Origin of the sequence: Microcoleus sp. w1-18aA5 (assembly GCF_036701705.1) — a bacterium.
Classification (GTDB): domain Bacteria; phylum Cyanobacteriota; class Cyanobacteriia; order Cyanobacteriales; family Microcoleaceae; genus Microcoleus.
In genome coordinates this window covers 56986-78553 of the sequence record NZ_JAUPTE010000016.1, presented here as the reverse complement: position 1 = coordinate 78553, position 21568 = coordinate 56986, and the positions used below count along the sequence as shown (strand labels likewise).

Annotated in this window: 19 protein-coding genes; 13 read left to right on the top strand and 6 right to left on the bottom strand. The window is 45.6% G+C overall.

All coding sequences use genetic code 11. From position 1 onward, the window contains the following. Nucleotides 1-182: 182 nt before the first annotated feature. Complete coding sequence (gene sir / locus Q5691_RS08650) at nucleotides 183-2174, bottom strand: sulfite reductase, ferredoxin dependent (protein WP_333310675.1); 1992 nt, start codon at nucleotides 2172-2174, stop codon at nucleotides 183-185. A gap of 298 nt (nucleotides 2175-2472) precedes the next feature. Here sir and Q5691_RS08645 point away from each other — a divergent pair, with 298 nt between their 5' ends. Beyond that, the gene (locus Q5691_RS08645; protein WP_333210493.1) at nucleotides 2473-2721 is read left to right on the top strand and encodes a chlororespiratory reduction protein 7; all 249 of its coding nucleotides are present in this window, start codon (nucleotides 2473-2475) and stop codon (nucleotides 2719-2721) included. A 201-nt stretch (nucleotides 2722-2922) separates the two neighbouring features. Here the strand turns inward: Q5691_RS08645 and Q5691_RS08640 are convergent, their stop codons facing one another. Next, entirely contained in the window at nucleotides 2923-3303 is a 381-nt protein-coding gene (locus tag Q5691_RS08640) for a hypothetical protein (protein WP_333210495.1), read from the bottom strand. 106 nt (nucleotides 3304-3409) lie between these two features. Beyond that, on the bottom strand, nucleotides 3410-4585 hold the full coding sequence (locus Q5691_RS08635; protein ID WP_333344485.1) for a glycosyltransferase family 4 protein: 1176 nt from the start codon (nucleotides 4583-4585) through the stop codon (nucleotides 3410-3412). 780 nt (nucleotides 4586-5365) lie between these two features. On the opposite strand from Q5691_RS08635, the gene Q5691_RS08630 reads away from it, so the two are divergent. The 6 genes from Q5691_RS08630 (at nucleotide 5366) to serS (ending at nucleotide 12651) form a co-directional block, all read left to right on the top strand. Then, nucleotides 5366-6412 carry an ABC transporter substrate-binding protein gene (locus Q5691_RS08630; RefSeq protein WP_333310672.1) on the top strand — a complete coding sequence of 349 codons (1047 nt, stop codon included), beginning with the start codon at nucleotides 5366-5368 and terminating at the stop codon, nucleotides 6410-6412. A gap of 181 nt (nucleotides 6413-6593) precedes the next feature. Then, nucleotides 6594-8138, top strand: a complete 1545-nt coding sequence (locus Q5691_RS08625) for a sugar ABC transporter ATP-binding protein (RefSeq protein ID WP_333344483.1) — start codon at nucleotides 6594-6596, stop codon at nucleotides 8136-8138. Then, the gene (locus tag Q5691_RS08620; RefSeq protein ID WP_333210503.1) at nucleotides 8135-9139 is read left to right on the top strand and encodes an ABC transporter permease subunit; all 1005 of its coding nucleotides are present in this window, start codon (nucleotides 8135-8137) and stop codon (nucleotides 9137-9139) included. The genes Q5691_RS08625 and Q5691_RS08620 overlap by 4 nt, the downstream gene beginning before the upstream one ends. Further along, entirely contained in the window at nucleotides 9105-9296 is a 192-nt protein-coding gene (locus tag Q5691_RS08615; RefSeq protein WP_333210505.1) for a hypothetical protein, read from the top strand. Before Q5691_RS08620 ends, Q5691_RS08615 begins: the two co-directional genes overlap by 35 nt. Nucleotides 9297-9370: 74 nt before the next feature. After that, entirely contained in the window at nucleotides 9371-11002 is a 1632-nt protein-coding gene (locus Q5691_RS08610) for an iron uptake porin (RefSeq protein WP_333344480.1), read from the top strand. 368 nt (nucleotides 11003-11370) lie between these two features. Next, entirely contained in the window at nucleotides 11371-12651 is a 1281-nt protein-coding gene (gene serS, locus Q5691_RS08605; RefSeq protein WP_333210509.1) for a serine--tRNA ligase, read from the top strand. 172 nt (nucleotides 12652-12823) lie between these two features. Here the strand turns inward: serS and Q5691_RS08600 are convergent, their stop codons facing one another. Continuing rightward, nucleotides 12824-13840, bottom strand: coding sequence for a hypothetical protein (locus tag Q5691_RS08600; protein ID WP_333210511.1), 1017 nt, complete (start codon nucleotides 13838-13840; stop codon nucleotides 12824-12826). A gap of 246 nt (nucleotides 13841-14086) precedes the next feature. Between Q5691_RS08600 and Q5691_RS08595 the strand changes: the two genes are divergently transcribed. Further along, nucleotides 14087-15955 (top strand): 3-oxoacyl-[acyl-carrier-protein] synthase III C-terminal domain-containing protein, encoded by a 1869-nt coding sequence (locus Q5691_RS08595; protein WP_333344478.1) that lies wholly within the window; start codon nucleotides 14087-14089, stop codon nucleotides 15953-15955. Continuing rightward, the gene (locus Q5691_RS08590; protein ID WP_333344476.1) at nucleotides 15955-16881 is read left to right on the top strand and encodes a DUF6999 family protein; all 927 of its coding nucleotides are present in this window, start codon (nucleotides 15955-15957) and stop codon (nucleotides 16879-16881) included. Before Q5691_RS08595 ends, Q5691_RS08590 begins: the two co-directional genes overlap by 1 nt. Nucleotides 16882-16993: 112 nt before the next feature. Here Q5691_RS08590 and Q5691_RS08585 read toward each other — a convergent pair whose 3' ends face one another. Continuing rightward, entirely contained in the window at nucleotides 16994-17131 is a 138-nt protein-coding gene (locus tag Q5691_RS08585; protein ID WP_333210516.1) for a hypothetical protein, read from the bottom strand. Nucleotides 17132-17448: 317 nt separating this feature from the next. Here Q5691_RS08585 and msrA point away from each other — a divergent pair, with 317 nt between their 5' ends. From msrA to Q5691_RS08565, 4 genes are all read left to right on the top strand, one after another. Further along, complete coding sequence (msrA, locus tag Q5691_RS08580; protein ID WP_333210518.1) at nucleotides 17449-18102, top strand: peptide-methionine (S)-S-oxide reductase MsrA; 654 nt, start codon at nucleotides 17449-17451, stop codon at nucleotides 18100-18102. A gap of 129 nt (nucleotides 18103-18231) precedes the next feature. After that, nucleotides 18232-18555, top strand: a complete 324-nt coding sequence (locus Q5691_RS08575) for a hypothetical protein (RefSeq protein ID WP_333210520.1) — start codon at nucleotides 18232-18234, stop codon at nucleotides 18553-18555. Nucleotides 18556-18676: 121 nt separating this feature from the next. Next, a complete protein-coding gene (locus tag Q5691_RS08570) occupies nucleotides 18677-19018 on the top strand; it encodes a YtxH domain-containing protein (RefSeq protein WP_333210522.1) in 342 nt (113 codons plus the stop codon). Nucleotides 19019-19055: 37 nt separating this feature from the next. Further along, on the top strand, nucleotides 19056-19637 hold the full coding sequence (locus tag Q5691_RS08565; RefSeq protein ID WP_333082968.1) for a DUF948 domain-containing protein: 582 nt from the start codon (nucleotides 19056-19058) through the stop codon (nucleotides 19635-19637). 17 nt (nucleotides 19638-19654) lie between these two features. Here the strand turns inward: Q5691_RS08565 and Q5691_RS08560 are convergent, their stop codons facing one another. Continuing rightward, nucleotides 19655-21442: a cellulose-binding protein gene (locus tag Q5691_RS08560; RefSeq protein ID WP_333344473.1), complete on the bottom strand. Its 1788-nt coding sequence runs from the start codon at nucleotides 21440-21442 to the stop codon at nucleotides 19655-19657. Nucleotides 21443-21568: the final 126 nt, after the last annotated feature.

The window sequence follows — 21568 nt, the reverse complement described above, 5'->3', positions numbered from 1 at the left end:
AATGAGAGGAGATAGGCAGGCGGGGTTTCAACTGTTCAAAAAACAATAAAGGCAAAGCATCTACAACCCGAATTATTTTACAAATTCAAGTTTTTTTTTGCAAATGCTCTGCCTTTATATTACTTTTGCCAGAAGTCTATTGAATACAATCGAAAATCACAAATTGAAAATCGAAAATCGGCTTATCCTTCCTCCTTAATCTTCTTTAAATAAGTGGAAATGGCTTCTGTAGCTAGCTGCGTGATTGGCTTGCCCTGACGGGCTGCTTCTTCCTTGAGCTCGTTGTAAATTTCATCGCGGACGCTAATTCGACGGCGGACTTTGCCACCGCCAGCAGTGGCAGTCTCGTTTTCATCGCCGTTACTAGACGTAACTTCTAATTCATTAATCTCAGTTGTCATCGAGTCAGCAGATTGGTAGTTGGTTACAAATTGACGGATAGATTCTAACCCGACGCGATCGCAAAAATTGCCAAAACTCTCGCTCAGTTGCCGTTTTTGCTTGAAATAAACAAAAATTGGCTCCAGAAAAGCTTCAAAATCCTTGACGTGCAGCTTTTCCTCAATTGGTTTTGCCAGCCGCGTTTGGTCGGGAGAACCGCCCAGCCAAACCTGGTAGGATTCCGGCGAACTCCCGACAAACCCCAATTCTGCCATATAAGGGCGGGCGCATCCATTTGGGCAACCAGTCATCCGCACCACTAAATGCTCGTCTTCCAAGCCCACTTTGGTCAAAAGTGCCCGAATCCGCTCTAAAATACTCGGCATCACGCGCTCAGACTCGGTAATCGCCAGCCCGCAAGTCGGCATTGCCGGACACGCCATCCCATAGCGCACCAAGGGGTCGATCGCAGTTTCCCGCTGAATGCCGCATCGATCGAGTATTCCCTGAATTTCTTCTTTAATATCCGGCGAAATATCGTAAATCAGCACGTTTTGGTGTGGCGTCGCCAGTATCGGCAAGTTGTACTTCTGCACAATTTCCCGCAAAGCTGTTTTTAGCTGAAATGAACCTTCATCCTTAATCCGGCCATTATCCACAGAAATGCCGACAAACAGTTTACCGTCTCCTTGTTCATGCCAGCCCAAGAAATCAAAATACTTCCACTCAGGCAGCGGTTTAAAGGCTTCTAGCGGCTTGCCAAAATATTCGGCTACTTTTTCGCGGAACCACTGTACGCCTTTGTCGTTAATCAGGTACTTTAGTCGCGCGTGCCGTCTGTCTGTGCGATCGCCAAAATCTCTTTGGGTTGCTACAATTGCCTTGACCAAATCGTAAACATCATCCTTGGCAACATAGCAAATCTCGTCCGCCACCCGCGCAAAAGTCTCTTCTTTGTTGTGAGTACGGCCCAAACCGCCGCCAGCAAACACGTCAAAACCTTGCAACTCGCCAGCTTTATTGGTAATTACCACCAAGCTCAAATCCTGAGAGTACAAGTCTATTGAATTGTCTCCCGGCACGGTAACGGAACACTTGAACTTGCGCGGCATATAATGGCTGCCGTAAATCGGTTCTTCTTTGTCGTCGCTAAAGATTGTGCCGTTGGCGTTTTTCTGTCTCGCGGCCTTCACTGCGGGGTCTTCCTCAGCCGAAACAGCTTTTTCGCCATCCAACCAAAGTTCATAATAAGCACCGGTTTGCGGTGTCAGCAAATCGGCGACATTGTTAGCGTATTGCAGCGCATACTTGTATTCTGGGCGATTTTTGTACGGTGCTGGAGGTGCCATGATGTTGCGGTTCAAGTCGCCGCAAGCTCCCAAGGTTGACCCCATATTTTTAATAATTGAGGAAAACACTGCTTTAAGATTTTTTTTCAACACGCCGTGAAGTTGGAAACCTTGGCGCGTTGTGACGCGGAGTGTGTGGTTGCCGTATTCTTCAGATAGCTTGTCTAAGGCTAGGTATAATTGCGGCGGAGTGAACCCGCCGGGATTGCGGGTGCGGAGCATGAACTGATAGTCTTTTTCTTGTCCTTTAACTCGATTGTCGCGGTTGTCTTGCTGGTACGAGCCATGAAATTTGAGAATCTGAAGCCCCTCTTCGGTGAAGTGGGTAGTTTCTTGTAACAGTTCAGTCGCAACGGGTTCTCGTAAATAATTGCTGCGTTCTTTGAGACCTTCTGATTTAGAGGGCTTGCGCGCAACTGGGGTTGAAGTGGAAGATGTGATCATGGGAATGTATAGTGCCAGTTATAATTAGATACAGCCGATCGAATATTTCTTGACAATTTGACACTTGACAAATTTGCACTTGACAAATCTCCTCAGAAATGCTGTGTCGGATATGTTGACAACTCGGTTAACAAGTCAGTTAACAAGTAAGTTAATAACGGTAATCCGGTAGGAATTCTGATGTTGTTCAATTGTAACACGATCGAGCCGGGCCTGAAAAATTGTAATTAAGAGTTTATACTTTGGTTTGCTTAAGTGTACGAAACTTTAGAAATAATTAACCTCAACCTTTGAAACTATGTCACTGTATGACGAAGACACCTTTGTGGTGTTAGAAACAAACCAGCCAGAGCAGTTTTTGACTGCGGCGGAACTGTTAGAAAAGCTGAAAGCCGTGTTAACTGAGGAACACGAAGATTTGCCGCAGGACTTGCATAAAATATCTGGCGTGGAAGCTCAAGCGAAGTATTTGATTGATACTTATTGTGAATTAGATGTCGGGCCTGGAAAATTTTTGCAGTGGTATGCAGTGCGCTTAGAAAAGTAATTTTGGGAATCGGGCATCGGGCATCGCGCATTGGGCATCGGGCATTGGTTATTAGAACCAACCAGTAACAAATAACAACCAACAGGTAACAAATAGCAAATAGCAAATAACAACCAACAAATAACTTATGCCCGATGGCCGATGGCCGATGGCCGATGCCCCATGCCCGATTCCCAATTCCCAATTCCCCATTCCCAATGGTTAATCTTCTAACTGTTGAACCGATGATACTTCTACTGCGGTAACATCGATCGTACCGGGCGGTGTCAAGCGACTAAAATGACCTTCCTCTATTTGCAGAGGTTCGCCGCAGTTGGCACACTGAAACTGAGTTTGATTTAAAGCTGTAAATTCGTATTGACAAACTGGACACTTATCTTCAATTAAATTGCGTTTCAGCCACCACTGAAGCGCGAAAAATGCGACCACAGGTGTCAGCAACAAAAAAGCTACTACAATCAACACTGATTTAACTATCCAACCCAAACCAATAGACACCAACAAACACGCGATGCCCAGCAGTATCAGCCAATTACTAATACGGGGTAGCTTGAAAGATATTTTGGGGCTGCCTTGGTTCACGGTGGTCTCCTTGGGTGTCTTTGCAGGTAGGCATAACTCTATCCTACTCAGAAATTCAGGCGGTCGATCGAGTTAATTTTCCCATTGTACACCCAGAAACCGCTCTCTACGGCATAAGCTTATCTGAGTCAGAGGGTTGAAAAATTCCTTGTAATGATTGACAAAGGGTTTCAAAACTAAATCTTGCGAGGGTTTGTTCCCTCAACCAGTGGCGATCGCACCTTTTATCCTCTCCTCGCAGCATTTCCACACAAGCAAGCGCTACTGCTGCTGAATCTCGGTGGGGAACTCGCCATCCCAGTTTACCATCTTCCAGCGGATCTGCCGAGCCGTCCGCGTCCCCCGCGAGTACGGGTATTCCGCAAGCCAGCGCTTCCAAATAAACTATACCGAAGCCTTCCTGGGAGGGCATTACATAAGCATCGGCTAACTGGTAATGTGCTGCTAAATTTTCTGTGGGTACAAAACCCGCAAATATTACTCTTTCGGTAACTCCCAAATCATCAGCGAGTTTGGCTAATCTCGATCGATCGTCTCCTCTGCCAATAACTAAGTATTTCACAGTCGGAAAAGTTTTGGCTATTTGCGGCAAAGCTTGAATGGTGACATCGACGCCTTTGTAAATATCCGTCGATCGCAATCTGGCTACAGTCATCAATATTTTAGCACCAACCAGATTGTACTGCTCTAATAAATCCTGTGGCTTCGGCCCAGTGGTAAATATATTTTCATCTACAGTACAAGGCACTATTTGGAATTTGTCGGGATTTAATTGGTTAATTTCGCAAGTACGCGCGGCGAAGCTATCCCGTAGGGAATCGCGCGTGTACCTGCTAATAGTCCAAATACTGTCTGCTTGTCTCATTGCTGTTTGATATTTGGGCCCAAGCGGTTCCCAAACTTCCTTGCCGTAAGTTAAAATCGTGTAGGGAATTCCCAGCGGCTGGCATAAAGTTTGAATCAGCGGTGCGAGTTTGATGTGACCGCAAAAAACCCGTTCCGGTCGTTTTTGCAGCAAGCGAGTTAGTAATACTGTAGCAAACTTAAGACGGCCCAACCAGGGATTCTCGGTTTTGAGGTAAGAAAATTTTAGATTTTTTGACTCGTAAGGATTGTTGCAGTCTGGGGAATCTCGCAACAACAAAACTTCAGCTTGCGGCGGCGAGTTCGTGTTTCCGGTTATTGACACGTAAGCTTTGAAAATGTCTTTAACGTAGGATTGAATGCCGCCTTCGCTGGCAAATATTTCTAGGAAACAGAATAGGTGATTTGTCGATCGCATCTCTGATTTACCTATTGACAGCGCAGACAATTATTGAATTATAGTGATTTTGTCAAAAAGGGCGATCGGCATTGTCCAGAGCTTTTAAACCATGTCATGATGACTGTAATTGCAGGTTTTACAGACAAATATTAGACTCCCCCACTCTCACCGTTGGTTTTGAGCGACAATCTGCTTTTTTACTATGGCTTTTTAACGGGTGGCATGGGTGAGTGCGAAACTTTGTTTGCAGTTTACTATAATCTACCGTAATTGACTGTAAACTTAATGATTTTTTACAATATCCTACCCCAACCAAAATTTAAGATTTATTGAGTTGGTGCGGTGCATCCGACCAGACTGCGGAGCAGCATATCGGTGTCGATTGAGGCTCTCCCATCATTAGTTTTTGCTAAAAGTTTTGTCTATCCAAAGATAGATATCGAGCCAGTATTGAACTGTTATCATCAGCAAACATAGAGAGTTAAATTCAATATGACTCTGCCAGGTTTTAAAAACAATTTCTGAAAAATTTTGTCGAAAATATTCTCCTAAAATTTTCTCAACCACTGCAAAATTTAATGCTCATAAAGCATTTAAAAAAAATCAAGCATCGTTGATTTTTTTTGCAGGGAGGACAGAGACTGGATATTTGTATCTTGTCTGTTTGCAAAAGCAGTCTAACGAGCCGAGGCAGAAAGTTTTACGAGAAGAAAAGAAACAAGGTTTGGTACAATCATGTACGAAGAAAAGCCTGTCACCTAAAACATTAGGTATTTGAGCTTAAACCTAACAAAGCTAATGTTAGGTTGGCAACGTCATATTTACGAGCGACTCTCTCCAAACGAGCCTTCATTGGAGTTTGAGGTGAAACGAGTAACGATCGCACTCAGTCTTTTTAGTCTACTCAGCAGCACTCTGGCAAGTTGCACCGCAGCTTCCCAGAACGCTCAAAACAGCACACAACCAAGCAACTCCGAACTTTCATCAGTTGCTGTAGCAGTCCGTGACCTCGGCAATCCATTCTTCGTACAAGTTGGCAAAGGTGCTGAGGCCGCAGCCAAGAAAATCGGCGGTCCAAACGTGAGGACAACTCTCGTTTCCAGCGGCGACGATTTAAATCAGCAATTTAATCAAATCGAAAACTTTATTGCCTCTAATGTCAGCATGATTGTACTCAATGCTGCGGACACCAAAGGCATTGCACCCGCTGTCGAAAAAGCCAAGCAAGCCGGAATTCCGATAATTGCAGTTGATACCGCTGCCGAGGGAGGCGTTGATGCCACAGTTACTTCAAATAACGTGCAAGCTGGCGAAGTAAGCTGTCAATATATAGCCGATCGCTTGAAAGGAAAAGGCAGCGTTGTGATTATCAACGGGCCTCCCGTCGCTTCAGTGGTCGAGCGAGTTCAGGGTTGCCAGAGTGTGCTCTCCAAATATCCCGATCTCAAGGTTCTTTCCAAAGATCAGAACGCTGAAGGCAGCCGCGATGGCGGATTGAGAGTCATGAGCGATTTGCTTACTTCCTTCCCAAAAATTGATGCTGTTTTTGCAATTAATGACCCCTGTGCCATCGGTGCAGAATTAGCAGCCAAACAAGCACAAAGAAGCGAGTTTTTCATTGTGGGAGTTGATGGTGCACCTGAAGCTTTAGATGCGCTCAAGCAGAACAACAGTCTCTTTGTGGCTACAGCAGCTCAAGATCCATTTCGCATGGCAGCCAAAGCCGTTGAAGTCGGGAACGACATTCTGAAAGGAAAAAAGCCAGCCAATCCAAACATTCTGATTCCAGTCGCGCTGATTACTCGCGAAAACGTCAATCAACATAAAGGCTGGACAAGTGAGTGACCTTCTTCGTGTCAAGTTAAGACTAAAACCCTTGAGGAATCCCGTTTTTTCCCGAGTCTAGATCCCCCTAAATCCCCCTTAAGAAGGGGGACTTTGAGAAGAATCTTCTCCCCCCCTTGTTAAGGGGGGCTAGGGGGGATCTAAGTTTAATAGTCCAGCAGATTTTCTTACGGTATTTACGATGGTAAATAGCACTCAACCTTCAATTAAAACTAAGCCCGTCCTGGAAATGCAAGGTATTAAAAAAACCTTTAACGGTTTTGTAGCCTTGCACGATGTAAATATCACCGTTTACCCAGGCGAAGTCCACGCCCTCATGGGGGAAAACGGCGCGGGCAAAAGTACACTGATGAAAATTCTGGCGGGAGCCTACATAGCCGATGCAGGTGAAATCAGAATAGACGGTCAAGCTGTTAAGATGACAGACCCCGGTCAAGCCAGAGATTTAGGGATAGCGATTATTTATCAAGAACTCAATCTCGCCCCCAATCTGACAGTTGCTGAAAACATTTTTATGGGCAGCGAGCTGAAGAAAGGAGGTACATTTTTAGACCAAGATGAAATGCGGCGTAGGGCCGCTGAGGTATTAAAAAACCTCGATGCAAATTTTGAGGCTGGAGACCTGGTTTCGACACTTTCAATTGCCGAACAGCAGCAAGTGGAAATAGCTAGGGCGCTCAAAGACAACAGCCGAATTTTAGTGATGGACGAGCCGACAGCCGCGCTTTCAGACCGCGAAACAGATAAGCTTTTTGAAGTGGTTCGCCGCTTGCGGAATGAGGGGATTGCTATTATTTATATCAGCCACCGGATGGCAGAAATTTATGCCCTTGCCGATCGCGTGAGCGTCATCCGAGATGGCGGGTATATTGGCTCTCTTGAAAAGCACGAAATTTCTGCCGAACGCCTGGTGGAAATGATGGTAGGTCGTTCTTTACAGGATTTGTACGAACACAAGCATCAAATAACACCGGGTGCAGTAGTTCTTGAGGTAACAAATTTAAGCGACGGCCACAAAGTAAAGCCGGCCAGTTTTCAACTTCATGCGGGCGAAATTCTGGGTTTGGCGGGTTTAGTTGGCGCTGGCAGAACAGAACTTGCTCGCCTAATTTTTGGTGCAGATCGGAAGGTAAGTGGTGAAATAAAACTGGAAGGTCGCCCTCTCAATGTCTCGACACCCAATGAAGCAATGGCCGCAGGAATTGCTTACGTGCCAGAAGATCGCAAAGCTCTCGGACTATTTTTAGAGGCTAGTTCGGGTGAGAATATTACCATGAATGTCCTCGATCGAGAAGCAAAAGCTGGCATTATTAACTCAAATTTTCTGTTAAAAGTTGTCAATGATGCTATTAATAATTTGCAGATTCGCCTTGCAAGTCCGAGCATCAGGGCAATGGATCTTTCTGGGGGAAATCAGCAGAAGTTGCTGCTAGCGCGTTGGTTGGCTATCAACCCAAAGGTACTTTTGCTAGATGAACCGACGCGAGGTGTGGACATTGGCGCAAAAAGCGAAATTTATCGAATTATTAGCGATTTGGCAGCCAAAGGTGTAGCTATTTTGATGATTTCCAGCGAACTGCCTGAAATTGTGGGAATGAGCGATCGCGTCTTAGTGATGCGCGCAGGAAGCCTTGTCGGTGAAGTAGGCGGATCGACTGGGGAAAAGATTACGCAAGAAAACATTATGGCTTATGCCACTGGTGCAAAAGAGGTAGTAAAATCATGAGTCAAACGCAAACAAAAACCAGCAGAAGTTCAGGGAGCGATCGCCAAAAAGCCAGTAAATCTCAAGCTTGGAGAAATTTTATCCAAGTGGCCGGTATCCTGCCGATTTTGGTTGGCATCTGTATAATTTTTTCCCTGGTAACGCCCAACTTTCTTTCCGTAGGAAATTTGATCAATGTCATCCGGCAAGCATCGATCAATATTGTCCTAGCTACCGGCATGACTTTTGTGATTTTGACTGGCGGAATTGATCTTTCTGTCGGCTCGATTTTGGGTGTCACTGCCGTAGTCGGGGTACTGGTTTCCTTAGTCCCAGGTCTGGGTTGGTTTGCCGTACCGGCGGCGTTAATAGCCGGAGTATTTTTGGGATTGCTTAACGGCTCCCTAGTTGCCTATTTGGGTTTGCCTCCGTTCATCGTAACCCTGGGTTCTTACACTGCTTTACGGGGAGTTGCTTATTTAGTAGCTAACGGCACTACAGTTATCAATAGAAATTTGAATTTCGCGTGGGTAGGCAACAATTATGTCGGGCCAATTCCCTGGTTGGTTATTATCGCTTTTCTAGCAGTTTTAGCGAGTTGGTTTGTCTTGCGGCGGACTGTTCTGGGGAGGCATATTTATGCCGTGGGAGGCAACATTCGGGCAGCACGATTGACAGGTATTAAGGTGAGTCGCGTGCTGTTATTTGTCTATGGCGTGAGTGGGTTGCTTTCTGGTTTAGGTGGAATTATGAGCGCGTCGCGCCTCTACAGTGCGACGGGGATGTTGGGGCAAGGCTACGAATTAGATGCGATCGCTGCTGTAATTTTGGGAGGAACGAGTTTTACAGGTGGAATTGGCACTATTTGGGGTACTTTGCTGGGGGCTTTAATTATTGCCCTGCTCAACAATGGACTAACTCTCATGAATGTGTCTTTCTTCTGGCAGTTAGTTGTCAAAGGTCTGGTGATAATTATCGCCGTGACGATTGACAAAGTTCGCACCGGTTCAAGCGCAGCGTAAAGGTATAGAAGAAGGAAGAAGGAAGAAGGAAGAAGGAAGAAGGAAGAAGGAAGAAGGAAGAAGGAAGAAGGAAGAAGGAAGAAGTCCCCTGCCCCCCTTGGGGGGAAGGAAGAAGGAAAAAGGCAAATGCAATAATACCAAGGGTTACAGCTATTAAGAACGTCCTAACAGTCTAGAAGGTGGCTGTATTGCTCATTCTGGCGATCGGTTCCTTATGCGGAGCTTTGTCCTATGCACATCCAGCATTTTTTTCACCTGATTACTGCTTTTATACTCGGAACACCTGGTGTATTTCTACTAACATCATCCCCAAGTTTGGCGGCCCCAATTGATAGATTAGTTGCTCCTGAACCGTTAAATACCTTGACAGAAAAACCCTTCGCGCAGGTGAATTCTGTCTCTCAACTCTCGGATGTAAAACCCACTGACTGGGCGTTTCAGGCGCTGCAATCTTTAGTTGAACGCTACGGCTGCATTGTCGGTTATCCCGATGGAACTTACAGAGGAAACCGGGCGCTGACGCGGTACGAATTTGCCGCAGGATTGAATAGCTGTCTCGATCGAGTCAGCGAACTAATTGCCGCAGGAACAACCAACCCGATTACTGCGGAAGATTTAGCGATCGTCCAAAAGCTGCAAGCAGAATTTGCCACTGAATTATCGGTGTTGCGGGGTCGAGTCGATGCTCTCAATGCACGCACAGCCGAACTAGAAACGAATCAGTTCTCGACTACGACGAAGCTGAATGCGGAAATTATCGTGGTGGTAACAGATACCTCCGGCAACAGTGTTGGGGATTCGCGCGATCGCACCAACACTATTGTTGCCAACCGGGGGCGATTAAATTTTGAAACCAGCTTCACCGGTCGCGATATGCTGAGAACCCGTTTGGAATTCGGCAACTTGGGCAGGATTGCCGATGAGACGGGTACAAATATGACGGCCTTGAACTTTGATGGCAATGTCGATAACACAATCACCGTCCCTCACGTATTGTATGTCACCCCGCTGACCTCTAATCTGGCGCTGACCGTCGGCCCCACAGGTGTCGGGTATCCCGATATTACGGATTTGCTGACTCCTCCCACGATCGCCAGCGATAGTGAGGGAATTCCCTCGAAGTTCGGACAATACAATCCCCTCTACCGCCGGGGAGGTGGCGGTGCTGCTGTCAACTGGACGATCGTCAAAAACCTCACCCTGACTGTGGGCTATGTTGCCGGCAATCCCAATCTCTCGCAGCAAAGTAACGGTTTATTCAACGGTTCCTACAATGCTCTGGTTCAGCTTGCCTACCGGGGCGATCGCGGAGCCATTGGCGTAGCCTATTCTCGAACCTTTGCACCAAGCGGTAAAGCCGACCTCACCGGCGGTACGGGCAGTTTTCTGGCTGCGCGACCGTTTGGGGACAATATTGCTACCTCCAGCGATTCTGTAGGCGTACAAGGATTTTACCGCCTTGCTCCTCGGTTGCAAGTTCACGGTTGGGGCGTTTATACTCGCGCCAATGCCGAAAATTCTGGTGTTAGCAGCGTTTCTGATGGTAGAGGTGGCGTGGTTTTGCTAAATGTTGACGGGGACGATCGCGCCGATATTGTGTATGCAGCGATCGGGATCAGTTTCCCAGATGTCGGAGGTCAAGGCAACCTACCGGGGATTTTAGTGGGTTTACCAGGTCGCGTGACGAGCAGTAATGTGCGCCGCGAGCGAGATACTTCCTATCACATTGAAGCTTTCTATCGCTTTCAGGTCAACGACAACATTTCCATCACCCCTGGTGTTTGGGCCGTTGTTAATCCAGAGAATGACAGCCGCAACGACACTCAATGGGTTTGGTTGCTTCGCACTGGCTTTAACTTTTAAGCGGAAAGATATTTTAGTAACCTAGTCTTGGACGCAAAAACCCAGTTTCTTGACGTAATTGCCTCATTTGAGACGATAATCGCGAGAAACCGGGTTTTTTAGACTGAGAGTGCATCCAAGGCTTCAATTCCATGCCACACAACAAAAAACCCCTACCATCGCTGGCTGGGGTAGAAAATTATCAGGGTGCATCTACTAATATTTGCAACTATAACATACATTTGTGGGGTGTCACCCTCCAGGGGTGACACCCAACGAAGATTTTGAGTCAGAATAAATTATGATTCAATATGCCAATGATTAACAAAGCTGCTATATCATCTCGTTCTGTCCCAGCCGCTCTAAAATTTAAGATTTAGAATAAATCTGTGCTAGACCTCAAATTAATCCGAGAAAACCCGCAAGCCGTGCAAGAAAGCCTCAACCTGCGCGGAGGTAACTATGAAATCGAGCCGATTTTGCAATTAGACAAACAGCAGCGGGAGTTGGAAGGCAAGCGATCGCAACTACAAGCCCGCAGCAACGAAATTGCCAAACTCATCGGTCAAAAAAGAAAATCGGGTTTACCCCTCGAATCACCCGAAATTCAGGAACTGCAGGCAGAAGGCAACGCAGTCGGCACCGAGTCGAACGAATTGCAAGCACAGGAAAAAGAGCTAAAAGCTCAAATAGAAGCTTTATTGCTACCGCTGCCAAACTTGCCGGGTTCCTCAACGCCGATCGGCAAAAATGAAGAAGAAAACGTCGAAATCCGGCGCTGGGGAGACGAATACATTCCCCAAAATACGGGAATTTTGCCACACTGGGAAATCGGCGAAAAATTAGGAATTATCAACTTTGAACGGGCAGTAAAAATTGCTCAGCCCCGCTTTGTGAGCTTAATGGGAGCCGGGGCAGCCCTGGAAAGAGCGATTATTCAATTCATGCTTGACCGCCACACAAAAGCTGGTTATGTAGAAGTTATTCCCCCATTTTTAGTTAACACTGAATCCCTCACAGCTACGGGTCAATTACCCAAATTTGCTGAAGAAAGTTTCAAGTGCGACCAAGACGATTTGTGGTTAATTCCTACTTCCGAAGTTCCGGTTGTCAATTTGTACAGAGGTGAAATTTTGACAGCCGAACAGTTGCCCATTTATCACTGTTCTTATACTCCTTGTTTTCGGCGCGAGGCTGGCAGTTACGGCAAAGATACGAGGGGATTAATTCGATTGCACCAATTTAATAAAGTTGAATTGGTAAAACTCGTGCATCCGAGTACCTCCGAGGCAGAACACGAAAAGTTAGTGCAGGATGCTGAGGGAGTTTTGCAGGCGTTGAAATTGCCTTATCGGGCGATCGCACTGTGTACGGGCGACTTAGGTTTCGCGGCGGCAAAAACCTACGATTTAGAGGTGTGGCTGCCATCTGCGGGCAAATACCGCGAGATTTCCAGTTGTTCCAACGTCGCAGATTTTCAGGCGCGACGGGCAAATATTCGCTTTAAAGAAGCTGGTAAAAAAGGCACTCAATTCGTTCACGCCCTTAACGGTTCCGGTTTAGCTGTGGGCCGGACAATGGCGGCTATTTTGGAGAATTACCAGCAGCCAGACGGAACTGTAAAAGTGCCGGAAGCCTTACAACCCTATTTGGGACGGGAAGTTTTATAGACAACAAGATGATTCGGCAATTAACTGGTTGCCCAGGCTATGCCTGGGAACCGATGTCGAGAGGCTCTGCCTCGCTTGCTTGCGAAAATTGGAGGCAGAGCCTGGTAACGAGTAGAACTCTTGTGGTGTAGGCATCCTGCCTGCCATTGACTGGCTATTTACCAGATGTCTATTACAGTTTGAGCAACGCTTCTTTGATATTTAATGCCAAAAATCTATCCAATGCTAGATACATCCAGTAAACAGATAACTGACTATCACTGCTAGTCTTATGAAATCCTAAAGCCAGGGACTGTTTTTCGTACATGGGGTGAATCATCAGCGTGTACAAGTCGCAAAGATTTGGAAAATCTGTTTGCATTTCGCCTAAAACTTTTTGTGCGTCTTCGAGAAAAGCAATGCGGTATTCTGACAAATACTGCGGATCGATCATCCAACTGCGGACAAATACTGACTGGCAATTTATATCTCCTGGTAGCGCCATCTTGAAAGGATCGATATCGGAAATAGAACTTAAATGAAGCCCTTTACTAGGAGCATTAAAAAAATTTACTTCAGATTCGCTAGCTGTGGGATAAAGTAAGTAAAATCCGACTGGATTGAAATTATCTGAACGGCGTAAAACTCGCATTCCCTTTGAGTATTGACTGGCAAAAAGGCGGAGAATTTTAGCAATTTTGTGGGGAACGGCGTTAGTGTTGCGGTTCATCCAGTTGTAATTTGTGGCTAATAAATTGGCAACGGGAATCGCGTCGCACCGAGGGTTGAAGTCATCTAATTGGAGTTGTACTGGCTTTTGAGGTTCGGCGGTTTCTAAAATTTCTGAAACTGGTTGAATTTGAATTGCCGTAGCGTTACCATCAAAGTGTTTTGCGATTAATCCGAGTGCTGCTAATTTATCTAACATCATTCCGGCGGCGCGATCGCTCCCGCGATCGGAATCGGAGTAAAATAGTTCGGCGGCTTCCCGGTGAGTGCACTGCACTTCTGTTGCTGGCACTTCCAGTTTTGCCAGCGGTGGTTTGAGACGGGGCTGGCTTTCCTGAAGCTGTTTCACCGATAAGTAAACCCAAAGCCTGATAAAGCATTCAGCCCTAGTGCGAGTTACGCCTACTCGTTTCATCAACAGCGAAACAGCCGTGCGGCGTTGAGAAGAAGAATACCAAGTATCTAGTTTTGCAATATCCATTTCAGTCCGGAAGCTGCGAAGGAACTCTAGTTACATATTGGCTCAATTACATAAAACTTCACCCCGCTTCAGGTAACTTGTTGTCGCTGTTGCTCAACTTGCCTGATTTCCGGCGACTCTACAAGATAGCTGCTTCCTCCTTGCAAGTTCACTGCTTCACAAAGCACCATCAATTTTAGATATTTTATGGCTTGATTTAACAAAGCAACGAACCTGAGTAAATTAGCAACTTTGGAGGTTTACCCCATGTACAGTGCTTATATCAATCGGATGGGAAAATTTTTGCCGGGAGAACCGATTAATAATGATGAGATGGAAGAATATCTCGGTAAAGTTGCCTCGCGCCCTTCGAGAGTCAGGCAGCGAATTCTCAACAGTAACGGCATTCAACAGCGCTACTACGCGATCGACAAACAGCAGCAAACACTATATTCTAACAGCAAAATGGCAGCTTTGGCCGTCCGTGACGCGATCGCCCAGGCAAATTTGGCACCAGGGGCGATCGACTTACTGGCCTGCGCTACTACTTTACCAGATTTATTAGTACCGGGATTTGCCAGCACAGTACATGGGGAACTTTCCGAATTATCTCCCCTAGAAATAGTGTCAACTCAAGGAGTTTGCTGTGCCGGAGTTAGTGCTTTAAATTACGCCGCCTCTCAAATCGAACTCGGCAAAAAACAAACAGCAATTGCCGTCGCTTCCGAATTTCCCTCGCGCCTGTTCAAAAACACCAAATTTGAAACAGAGACTTCAGTGCAAACGGGAAAACCCCTGCCTTTCGATACAGAATTTCTGCGCTGGATGCTCTCCGACGGTGCCGGAGCATTCTTGCTCCAAAACCATCCTAGCGCAACAGGAATTAGTTTAAAAATAGAATGGATTGAACTCGTTTCTCACGCCAATGCTTATCCTGTTTGTATGTATTCAGGATTAGCCAACGAAACATCAACTAAAAGCTGGTTGGATTATTCCTCCTACCTCGATGCAGCCACAGCAGGAGCTTTTGACTTGCGGCAAAATATTCGCTTGCTGGACAATGTAATGAAATTAGGCGTTGAAGGTTGGCTGCGGTTGATTAAAGGCGGGAGAGTTTGTCCGCAGGAAATCGACTGGCTGCTGTGCCACTATTCGTCTCACTTTTTCCGGGGGCAAATTGTAGAACTTCTGGAACAAGCAGGCTGCATGATTCCTCAAGAAAAATGGTTTACCAACTTATACACACGGGGAAATACAGGCTGCGCCTCGATTTATTTGATGTTAGAGGAATTGTTCAATTCGGGCAAGTTGCAGCCGGGACAGAAAATCTTTTGTTTTGTCCCGGAAAGCGGGCGCTTTACAACGGCATATATGATGTTAACTGCTGTGGAAAATACCCATAAGCCTATGAGTTCTCAATTTTCTAACTTTCATGAGGTTCCCGAAGCTTCGCCTCTCGAAAGCGTTAAACCCGAACACCCCAACTCTCCGCAAGCTTATTTGTTGCGGGAGTTAGCATGGATTTGGCTGAAGTTCGATCGCGAAATTCGTTCTGTTCCTATTGTCCGCAAATTGTACCGGGGAGAGTTTACAATAGAAGATTATCAAGCTTTGCTGTGCAATCTCCGGCCGCAAGTTGTAGAGGGAGCTCGCTGGATTGCTCGCGCTGCTTCTAACATGAGTGACTTTCGCCTGCGATCGACTTTTATCGGCCACGCTCAAGACGAACACCGCGACTATCAAATGCTAGAACAAAATTATGTTTCTGTGGGCGGTGAATTGGCAAAAATTGTGGAATATGATAAGAATATTGGCAGCGAAGCACTATCAGCTTTTATCTTCCACCAAGCATCGCGGGACAATCCGGTTGATTTAATTGGCAGTATGTTTATTATCGAAGGATTGGGCAATCGGTTGGCGAGAAAGTGGGCAAAACAAATTCAAGAAACTCTCGGTTTGCAATCCGAACAAGTATCGTTTTTAGCTTATCACGGCTCTAATGACGAGTCGCACTTAGCCAAACTAGAAAATTTGATTAATGCCGAATGGATGACAGAGGATATTGCCCGCCGCATTGTCAAAACTGCTCGCGTCACTGCTCGTTTATATTTGCTGCAATTGGAGGAAATTCGCTAATGCAAAAGCTGCAAAAACAAGATACCGAAAATCTCCCTGATGAGCGAAAAGTCCCTTACGCTACCAAACCCTACAACCGCCGAGATCCGAATGTTTGGGATGTGTTGTTTTGCGATCGATCTATTCCCGTCGATTTAGTGGCAAAAGCATACATGATGCGGGATTTGCAAAACTGGACTCGCAATTATTTACTCATCCCGATCAAAGTAATTGCTAACTTGTTGCTGGCGGTAATTATGACAACAAAGCGCCTGTTGCCATTTCAATTCCGCGCTTACACTTTAATGCACAAATCGGCTGCATTTTTCCTGAATAACTTTGTCTCGCCAGAAGCTTGTTATTTAATTGTCCGACACATCTGCATCGGCTCCAACATTATCAACTTCTTGATTGACAACGGGCCCGACACCCAGATAGAAAAGTCAAAGCTTTATCCGCGCACTGTTAACGATTTAGCTGAAAATGCGTTTCTCGAACACGACTTAATTCTCTATAATTTTGTCTGGGATTACAACCAGGCAATGCTGACACATCCTAACTGGTTGCAACTCGTCAAAAAACGGGGAATAAATTATGATAGCATTCAACCAGTAGAAGTTGCTATAGATTTTGAAAAACGCAGATGGCTAAACATTCTGGATTTAGAATCGGCGATCGAATTGTTTAAAGTATTTTATTCTCTGTGTTTGACTAGCGACGAATTTGCGCGAGCAGTGATGTCGCTTCAGTTAGATGAAAACTTCGGAGTGTACGTCAGCGAGATTACCGGAAATTGCGACTGGAATCATGTAATTGTCAATCGCCATCCGCTAGCGCCCAACAGTCCATTTAATGCGGCACGCGACTTGTTTTTGCACGGGATAATTTCGGAATATCTCTATCGGTATTTGGAACTGCAAAAAGAGATGAGAAATGTTTCAAAGTAAGGTGCTTAGGTAAGCACCTTACGAATATAAGTAGCGCGTCCAATAACTTTTTGCGTAAGTCCTGCAGTTTGAAATAATGGTTAATTTTTAGGTCAAGAATTAATATGAGAACTCAAGCTGCTGCTAGCTGTGCTTGTTCTGCTGCTTTGGGCAAAGTCTGATTTACCACAATCCACTTGCCTGTAAGTGGGTCGCGATAAGTAATAAACGGATTAGATTTTAAAGGTTGACTGCAAGGTTTAGCGGCCATTTCTACACACTCCCAATAAATGGTATTGAATAACTACTACAACACCATACCTTTAATAATCGGCTATTTTGCCTCAAATCCGCGTGATTTATACCTGAACAATAGGTGATATTTTAGGTATATTTTGGTGACATAGAACACTGCATGATGTGATTTAAAACTGCGTTGGCAGTGAGCAGTATCACCAAAAACCTTCCGTAAAAAAAATCTGCCTTCTGGTTTTTACCTTCTACCTTTAAGAGGGCCACTATTTTCAGTATACATCTGATATTATTAAGTAAGGTAAAGACGTTTATCATAGATCCCCTCACAAACTTATGGTGCTATTTGGATTTGGCAAAAAGTCGAGCCTGCCCTCTCCCCAAGAGGCATTACCAGGACGGGCAGAGTCGATGTCGGTACCGGCAAGTCACTTTGTTAACGGCAATCCGCTCAAACCTCCCTTTCCAAACGGCATGGAGACTGCGTTGTTTGGCCTGGGCTGTTTTTGGGGAGCGGAACGCAAATTTTGGCAGCAAAATGGAGTTTTTTCGACTGCTGTTGGCTACGCAGCCGGGATTACTCCGAATCCTACTTACAACGAAGTTTGCAGCGGGATGACGGGACACAATGAAGTAGTCCTGGTTGTGTTCGATCCGAAAGTAATTAGTTACGAAACGCTGCTCAAAGTTTTTTGGGAAAGTCACAATCCTACTCAAGGAATGCGTCAGGGCAATGATTCTGGTACTCAGTATCGATCGGGCATTTACACGTATTCAGCCAGCCACATGCAGTTAGCTGAAGCTTCGCGAGATGCTTACCAGCAGGCTTTGACGGCGGCCGGTTACGGCAAGATTACTACTGAAATTATTGATGCTCCTGAGTTTTATTACGCAGAAAGCTATCATCAGCAGTATCTTGCTAAAAACCCGAATGGTTATTGCGGTTTGGGCGGTACGAAGGTTTGTTTGCCTGCTATGTCTCAGGCTTAAAACTTTTACAAGGGGTATTTTGAGGCGGTGGCAATACTCCGGCAGTCTGGCAGGGGTTTAAACCCCTGCCTCAAAGCTTAAGTCGTCTGAAGACGACTGAAAGGTTATTGAGATGGTAAAAGGGATTAGTTGAAAGCAGGTAAAATAATGCTGGCTGGTGTGGTAATTATCAATTTAATGATATCTCTGGTCTGTTTTTATATCGCTGCGAAAGTGTGGAAAATCAGGCGGACGATCGCACGTTTGGAACTTCGGATCGCAGCAATCGAACGCTGTAGCAGCAATGTCCTCACTATGTCGCCGGATTTCCTTGGTAAAAGGCAGCAAGGTACCCACCAACTGCGACTACGTTATCAACAACTAGAATTGCAACTGCAACAGGTTCAGCAACTTTTGGGATTGCTGGGTTTGGGGCGGATGCTTTGGTCCAGGCGCGATCGACCTTTCAGGTAAGCTATCCTAAAATTGCCGCCCGTGCTGACTCCCTAGGATTTTCAACAATATTTCTACCTTTGTAAATGGCTGCGATCGGGCAAACGCCCCTAAAATTGGTGTATGGAGAGAAGTTATACAAATGTCAACTAAACGTTCAGGATTCTTTATTGGCGGTTTACTTGTAGGTTCTGCGATCGGGGCCGTGACTGGCTTGCTGATGGCACCGCGACCAGGCAAGGAGACGCGGCAGATATTGAAAAAATCGGCCGATGCTTTGCCGGAGTTGGCGGAGGATTTATCCACTAGCGTGCAGTTGCAGGCCGATCGACTTTCTGAAACTGCAATCCGAAATTGGGACGAAACTTTGATTAGACTCAAAGAGGCGATCGCGGCGGGTTTGGAAGCGACTCAGCGGGAACGGCAAACACTGTCGGAAGCTGAAACTGAAGTGAGTCCCCCGTCGCGCCCTCCCATCCGCTAAATGGCATGAAATTCTCAACCCCCAATCCCAGATTCAAGTGAGTGATCCCATATTTTGGCTAGGACTTTCAATTTTGCTAGTAGCAGTTAGCCTGACTGCTGTTTTAGTGACTTTAATACCTGCGGTGCAAGCGCTGGCACGCGCAGCCCGCAGCGTGGAAAAGCTCGCTGACACGCTTTCTCGCGAATTTCCGCCCACTTTGGAGGCGATTCGGTTGACGGGGCTGGAAATTAGCGAGTTGACGGATGATGTCAGCGAGGGAGTGCAAAGTGCGGGCGAGGTTGTCAAACAGGTCGATCGAAGTATTGGTAGCGCCAAAAAGCAGGCGCAAAACGTGCAGGTAACTACTCGCAGCGTGGTGACTGGGATTAAGGCTGCTTGGAAAACTTTAACTCGCAAGCCACCGATGTCTGGGACAAATCGCCGTTCAACAGAGAGATTGTCGCCGAGTCAAAGAAGTGCGCTGGCGCTGAGGGAGTCGGGTTTGGAGGACAGATATTCTGGGGGTTACGGTGCCGGTGCGAGTAATGGGGAATCGCCCAGGTTGAGGAGTAGCGAGGGTTCGGGTTTGCCGGGGAATGCTGAAGAGTTTGAGGAAGTGCGATCGAACGATTCTTGATTGCACCCAATTCCCGATCATCCCTCGACAGCACAGCCATCCCACCAGCAAGGATTCTTATCAATAAAATCCATCAAAGCATCATACTTAGGCGAACCCTTTTGTTCCACATACTCCAAAGCGCCCCAACTTCCCCACTTACTAAATGAACTCACATCCACAAAGTGCATGAAAAGACTCCCTCCAGCTTGTTTCCAACTATTCAGTAATTGGGTGTAGATATCATACATTTCTGGACGCCTATTTAATTCCATAAAAAACTGAGTCAGTTTTTCGTTATTCTCAACTCCTTCAATACCTACAATATGTTGACCGCCCTCGTAAACAAATAACTTGAGGCCTTTTTTTTGAGCCACATCTAAGAAATACTTAAAGTCATTCTCAACATCGGGCAAACTATCTTTGAACCCCGGCAGTAACCCGCCCTCTCTTAATTGCTTAAAAGCTTTGCTAAATCCGCCATCTGCGTCATTCAACCAAGACTCTACTGTACTAACACTTTCTTTCGCGCCCAAGTTTCCGCTAAAATATCCCGCTATGGCTACGGCATCAATCCCGTGTTGATAACAAGGTTTATTGCCCTCAGCTACCCAATAGGAACACTCTAAAGCATAAGTTTCTAACTCTCTCCAGGCTCTTTGAGTTCCTAACACGCAGACAACTCGATTCTTTTGATCCCCAAAAACACCTTTCCAGATATCGCACATTTGAGCCGTACGCATTCCGTACCATTGCATAAAAGCATCGCCTTTATCTCCCCACTTCGCTTTACCTTGTTCCAAAGCATAATTCGATTGTGGAAATGACCAATTCCAAACCTCATTAGAATACTCTACATAAACTTTCAGCTTGGTATCTAAACTATCTTTGACCATTTTAGCAAAGTTAGTCATATATTCATCCGTAGCCTGATGTGGCATATTAAACCAGGGTTCTTCTTGGACTTTGTTAGCTAAATTCACCATAACTTCTATGGGAACATTTCCTCTGTCAGCATAGGATATACTCTCTGGTTTAGGTCTGTTTGACCATTCTTTTTGTTCTGAACCATTTGTCCCCATCCAGTCCATAAAACGCAAGACTCTAAATTTTTTAATCTTGTCTATAAACAGCGGATTAAATATTTCACCACGTTGAAAAAGCTGTTCATCTTGGGAGTGAACAACTTTAATATTGCGGATATAGTTCCCTGTTTTCTTGGGATCGGTAGCAGTAATTATAATCATGATGCCTCCGCCTTGCGTGGCATCGACATTAAGGATATCCCTCCCAGGTTTCGACGCAGCCTCATCTTTTTTGGCATCAAAGCCATATTCGATCGCACCTTCACCCTCATAAGTAACAATATATTGCCCTGAAGGATAGCGATTGGGGATTTCCCTAAGTAATAGCGTACTTACCCTGGTATATTTAGGAGCATCTTCGGGGGATGGGAGAGACTTCACCCACCCATTTTCATCAAGATTTAAAAGATTATACTCCTCTGTATCCCATTCACCTTTACAGTTTGGTTGTCCGCTAACGCATTGAGTTATCCATTGTCTAGAAGATTTGAAAGCATCTAAAAAGGGTAATTGTGTGGAGTAGTCAGCAATACCATTAAGCCCAACTCCTAAAGAAGAGCGAGAATTTGATGTATTTTGTACATCTGCACGCACCGCTACTTTGTTATCTACTTGCCGTACTGGTGTGGGAGCAATATTAGTTGTTAAAGCCCAACATCCGGGAATAAAAATGACAAAAATTAATAAACCCACCACAAAGCCCAGAGCTTTGTTGTTCGATCTGATACTTAATCGAGACATAAATTTGACTAATTTGATTATTTTAGGTAAAATCGCAACTGGTGCGACCAGTTTTAATTTTGATATTTTATCAAAAAGTTCCTTCTCAAACTATCAGCTATAAGATTATTAACATTTTTGCTTCTC

Excerpts from the sequence above, each read along its gene's own strand:
- sir (WP_333310675.1), bottom strand. The coding sequence starts at position 2,174 with ATGATCACATCTTCCACTTCAACCCCAGTTGCGCGCAAGCCCTCTAAA.
- Q5691_RS08645 (WP_333210493.1), top strand. The coding sequence starts at position 2,473 with ATGTCACTGTATGACGAAGACACCTTTGTGGTGTTAGAAACAAACCAG.
- Q5691_RS08635 (WP_333344485.1), bottom strand. The coding sequence starts at position 4,585 with ATGCGATCGACAAATCACCTATTCTGTTTCCTAGAAATATTTGCCAGC.
- Q5691_RS08630 (WP_333310672.1), top strand. The coding sequence starts at position 5,366 with ATGTTAGGTTGGCAACGTCATATTTACGAGCGACTCTCTCCAAACGAG.
- Q5691_RS08625 (WP_333344483.1), top strand. The coding sequence starts at position 6,594 with ATGGTAAATAGCACTCAACCTTCAATTAAAACTAAGCCCGTCCTGGAA.
- Q5691_RS08620 (WP_333210503.1), top strand. The coding sequence starts at position 8,135 with ATGAGTCAAACGCAAACAAAAACCAGCAGAAGTTCAGGGAGCGATCGC.
- Q5691_RS08610 (WP_333344480.1), top strand. The coding sequence starts at position 9,371 with ATGCACATCCAGCATTTTTTTCACCTGATTACTGCTTTTATACTCGGA.
- Q5691_RS08600 (WP_333210511.1), bottom strand. The coding sequence starts at position 13,840 with ATGGATATTGCAAAACTAGATACTTGGTATTCTTCTTCTCAACGCCGC.
- Q5691_RS08595 (WP_333344478.1), top strand. The coding sequence starts at position 14,087 with ATGTACAGTGCTTATATCAATCGGATGGGAAAATTTTTGCCGGGAGAA.
- Q5691_RS08590 (WP_333344476.1), top strand. The coding sequence starts at position 15,955 with ATGCAAAAGCTGCAAAAACAAGATACCGAAAATCTCCCTGATGAGCGA.
- Q5691_RS08585 (WP_333210516.1), bottom strand. The coding sequence starts at position 17,131 with ATGGCCGCTAAACCTTGCAGTCAACCTTTAAAATCTAATCCGTTTATT.
- msrA (WP_333210518.1), top strand. The coding sequence starts at position 17,449 with ATGGTGCTATTTGGATTTGGCAAAAAGTCGAGCCTGCCCTCTCCCCAA.
- Q5691_RS08570 (WP_333210522.1), top strand. The coding sequence starts at position 18,677 with ATGTCAACTAAACGTTCAGGATTCTTTATTGGCGGTTTACTTGTAGGT.
- Q5691_RS08560 (WP_333344473.1), bottom strand. The coding sequence starts at position 21,442 with ATGTCTCGATTAAGTATCAGATCGAACAACAAAGCTCTGGGCTTTGTG.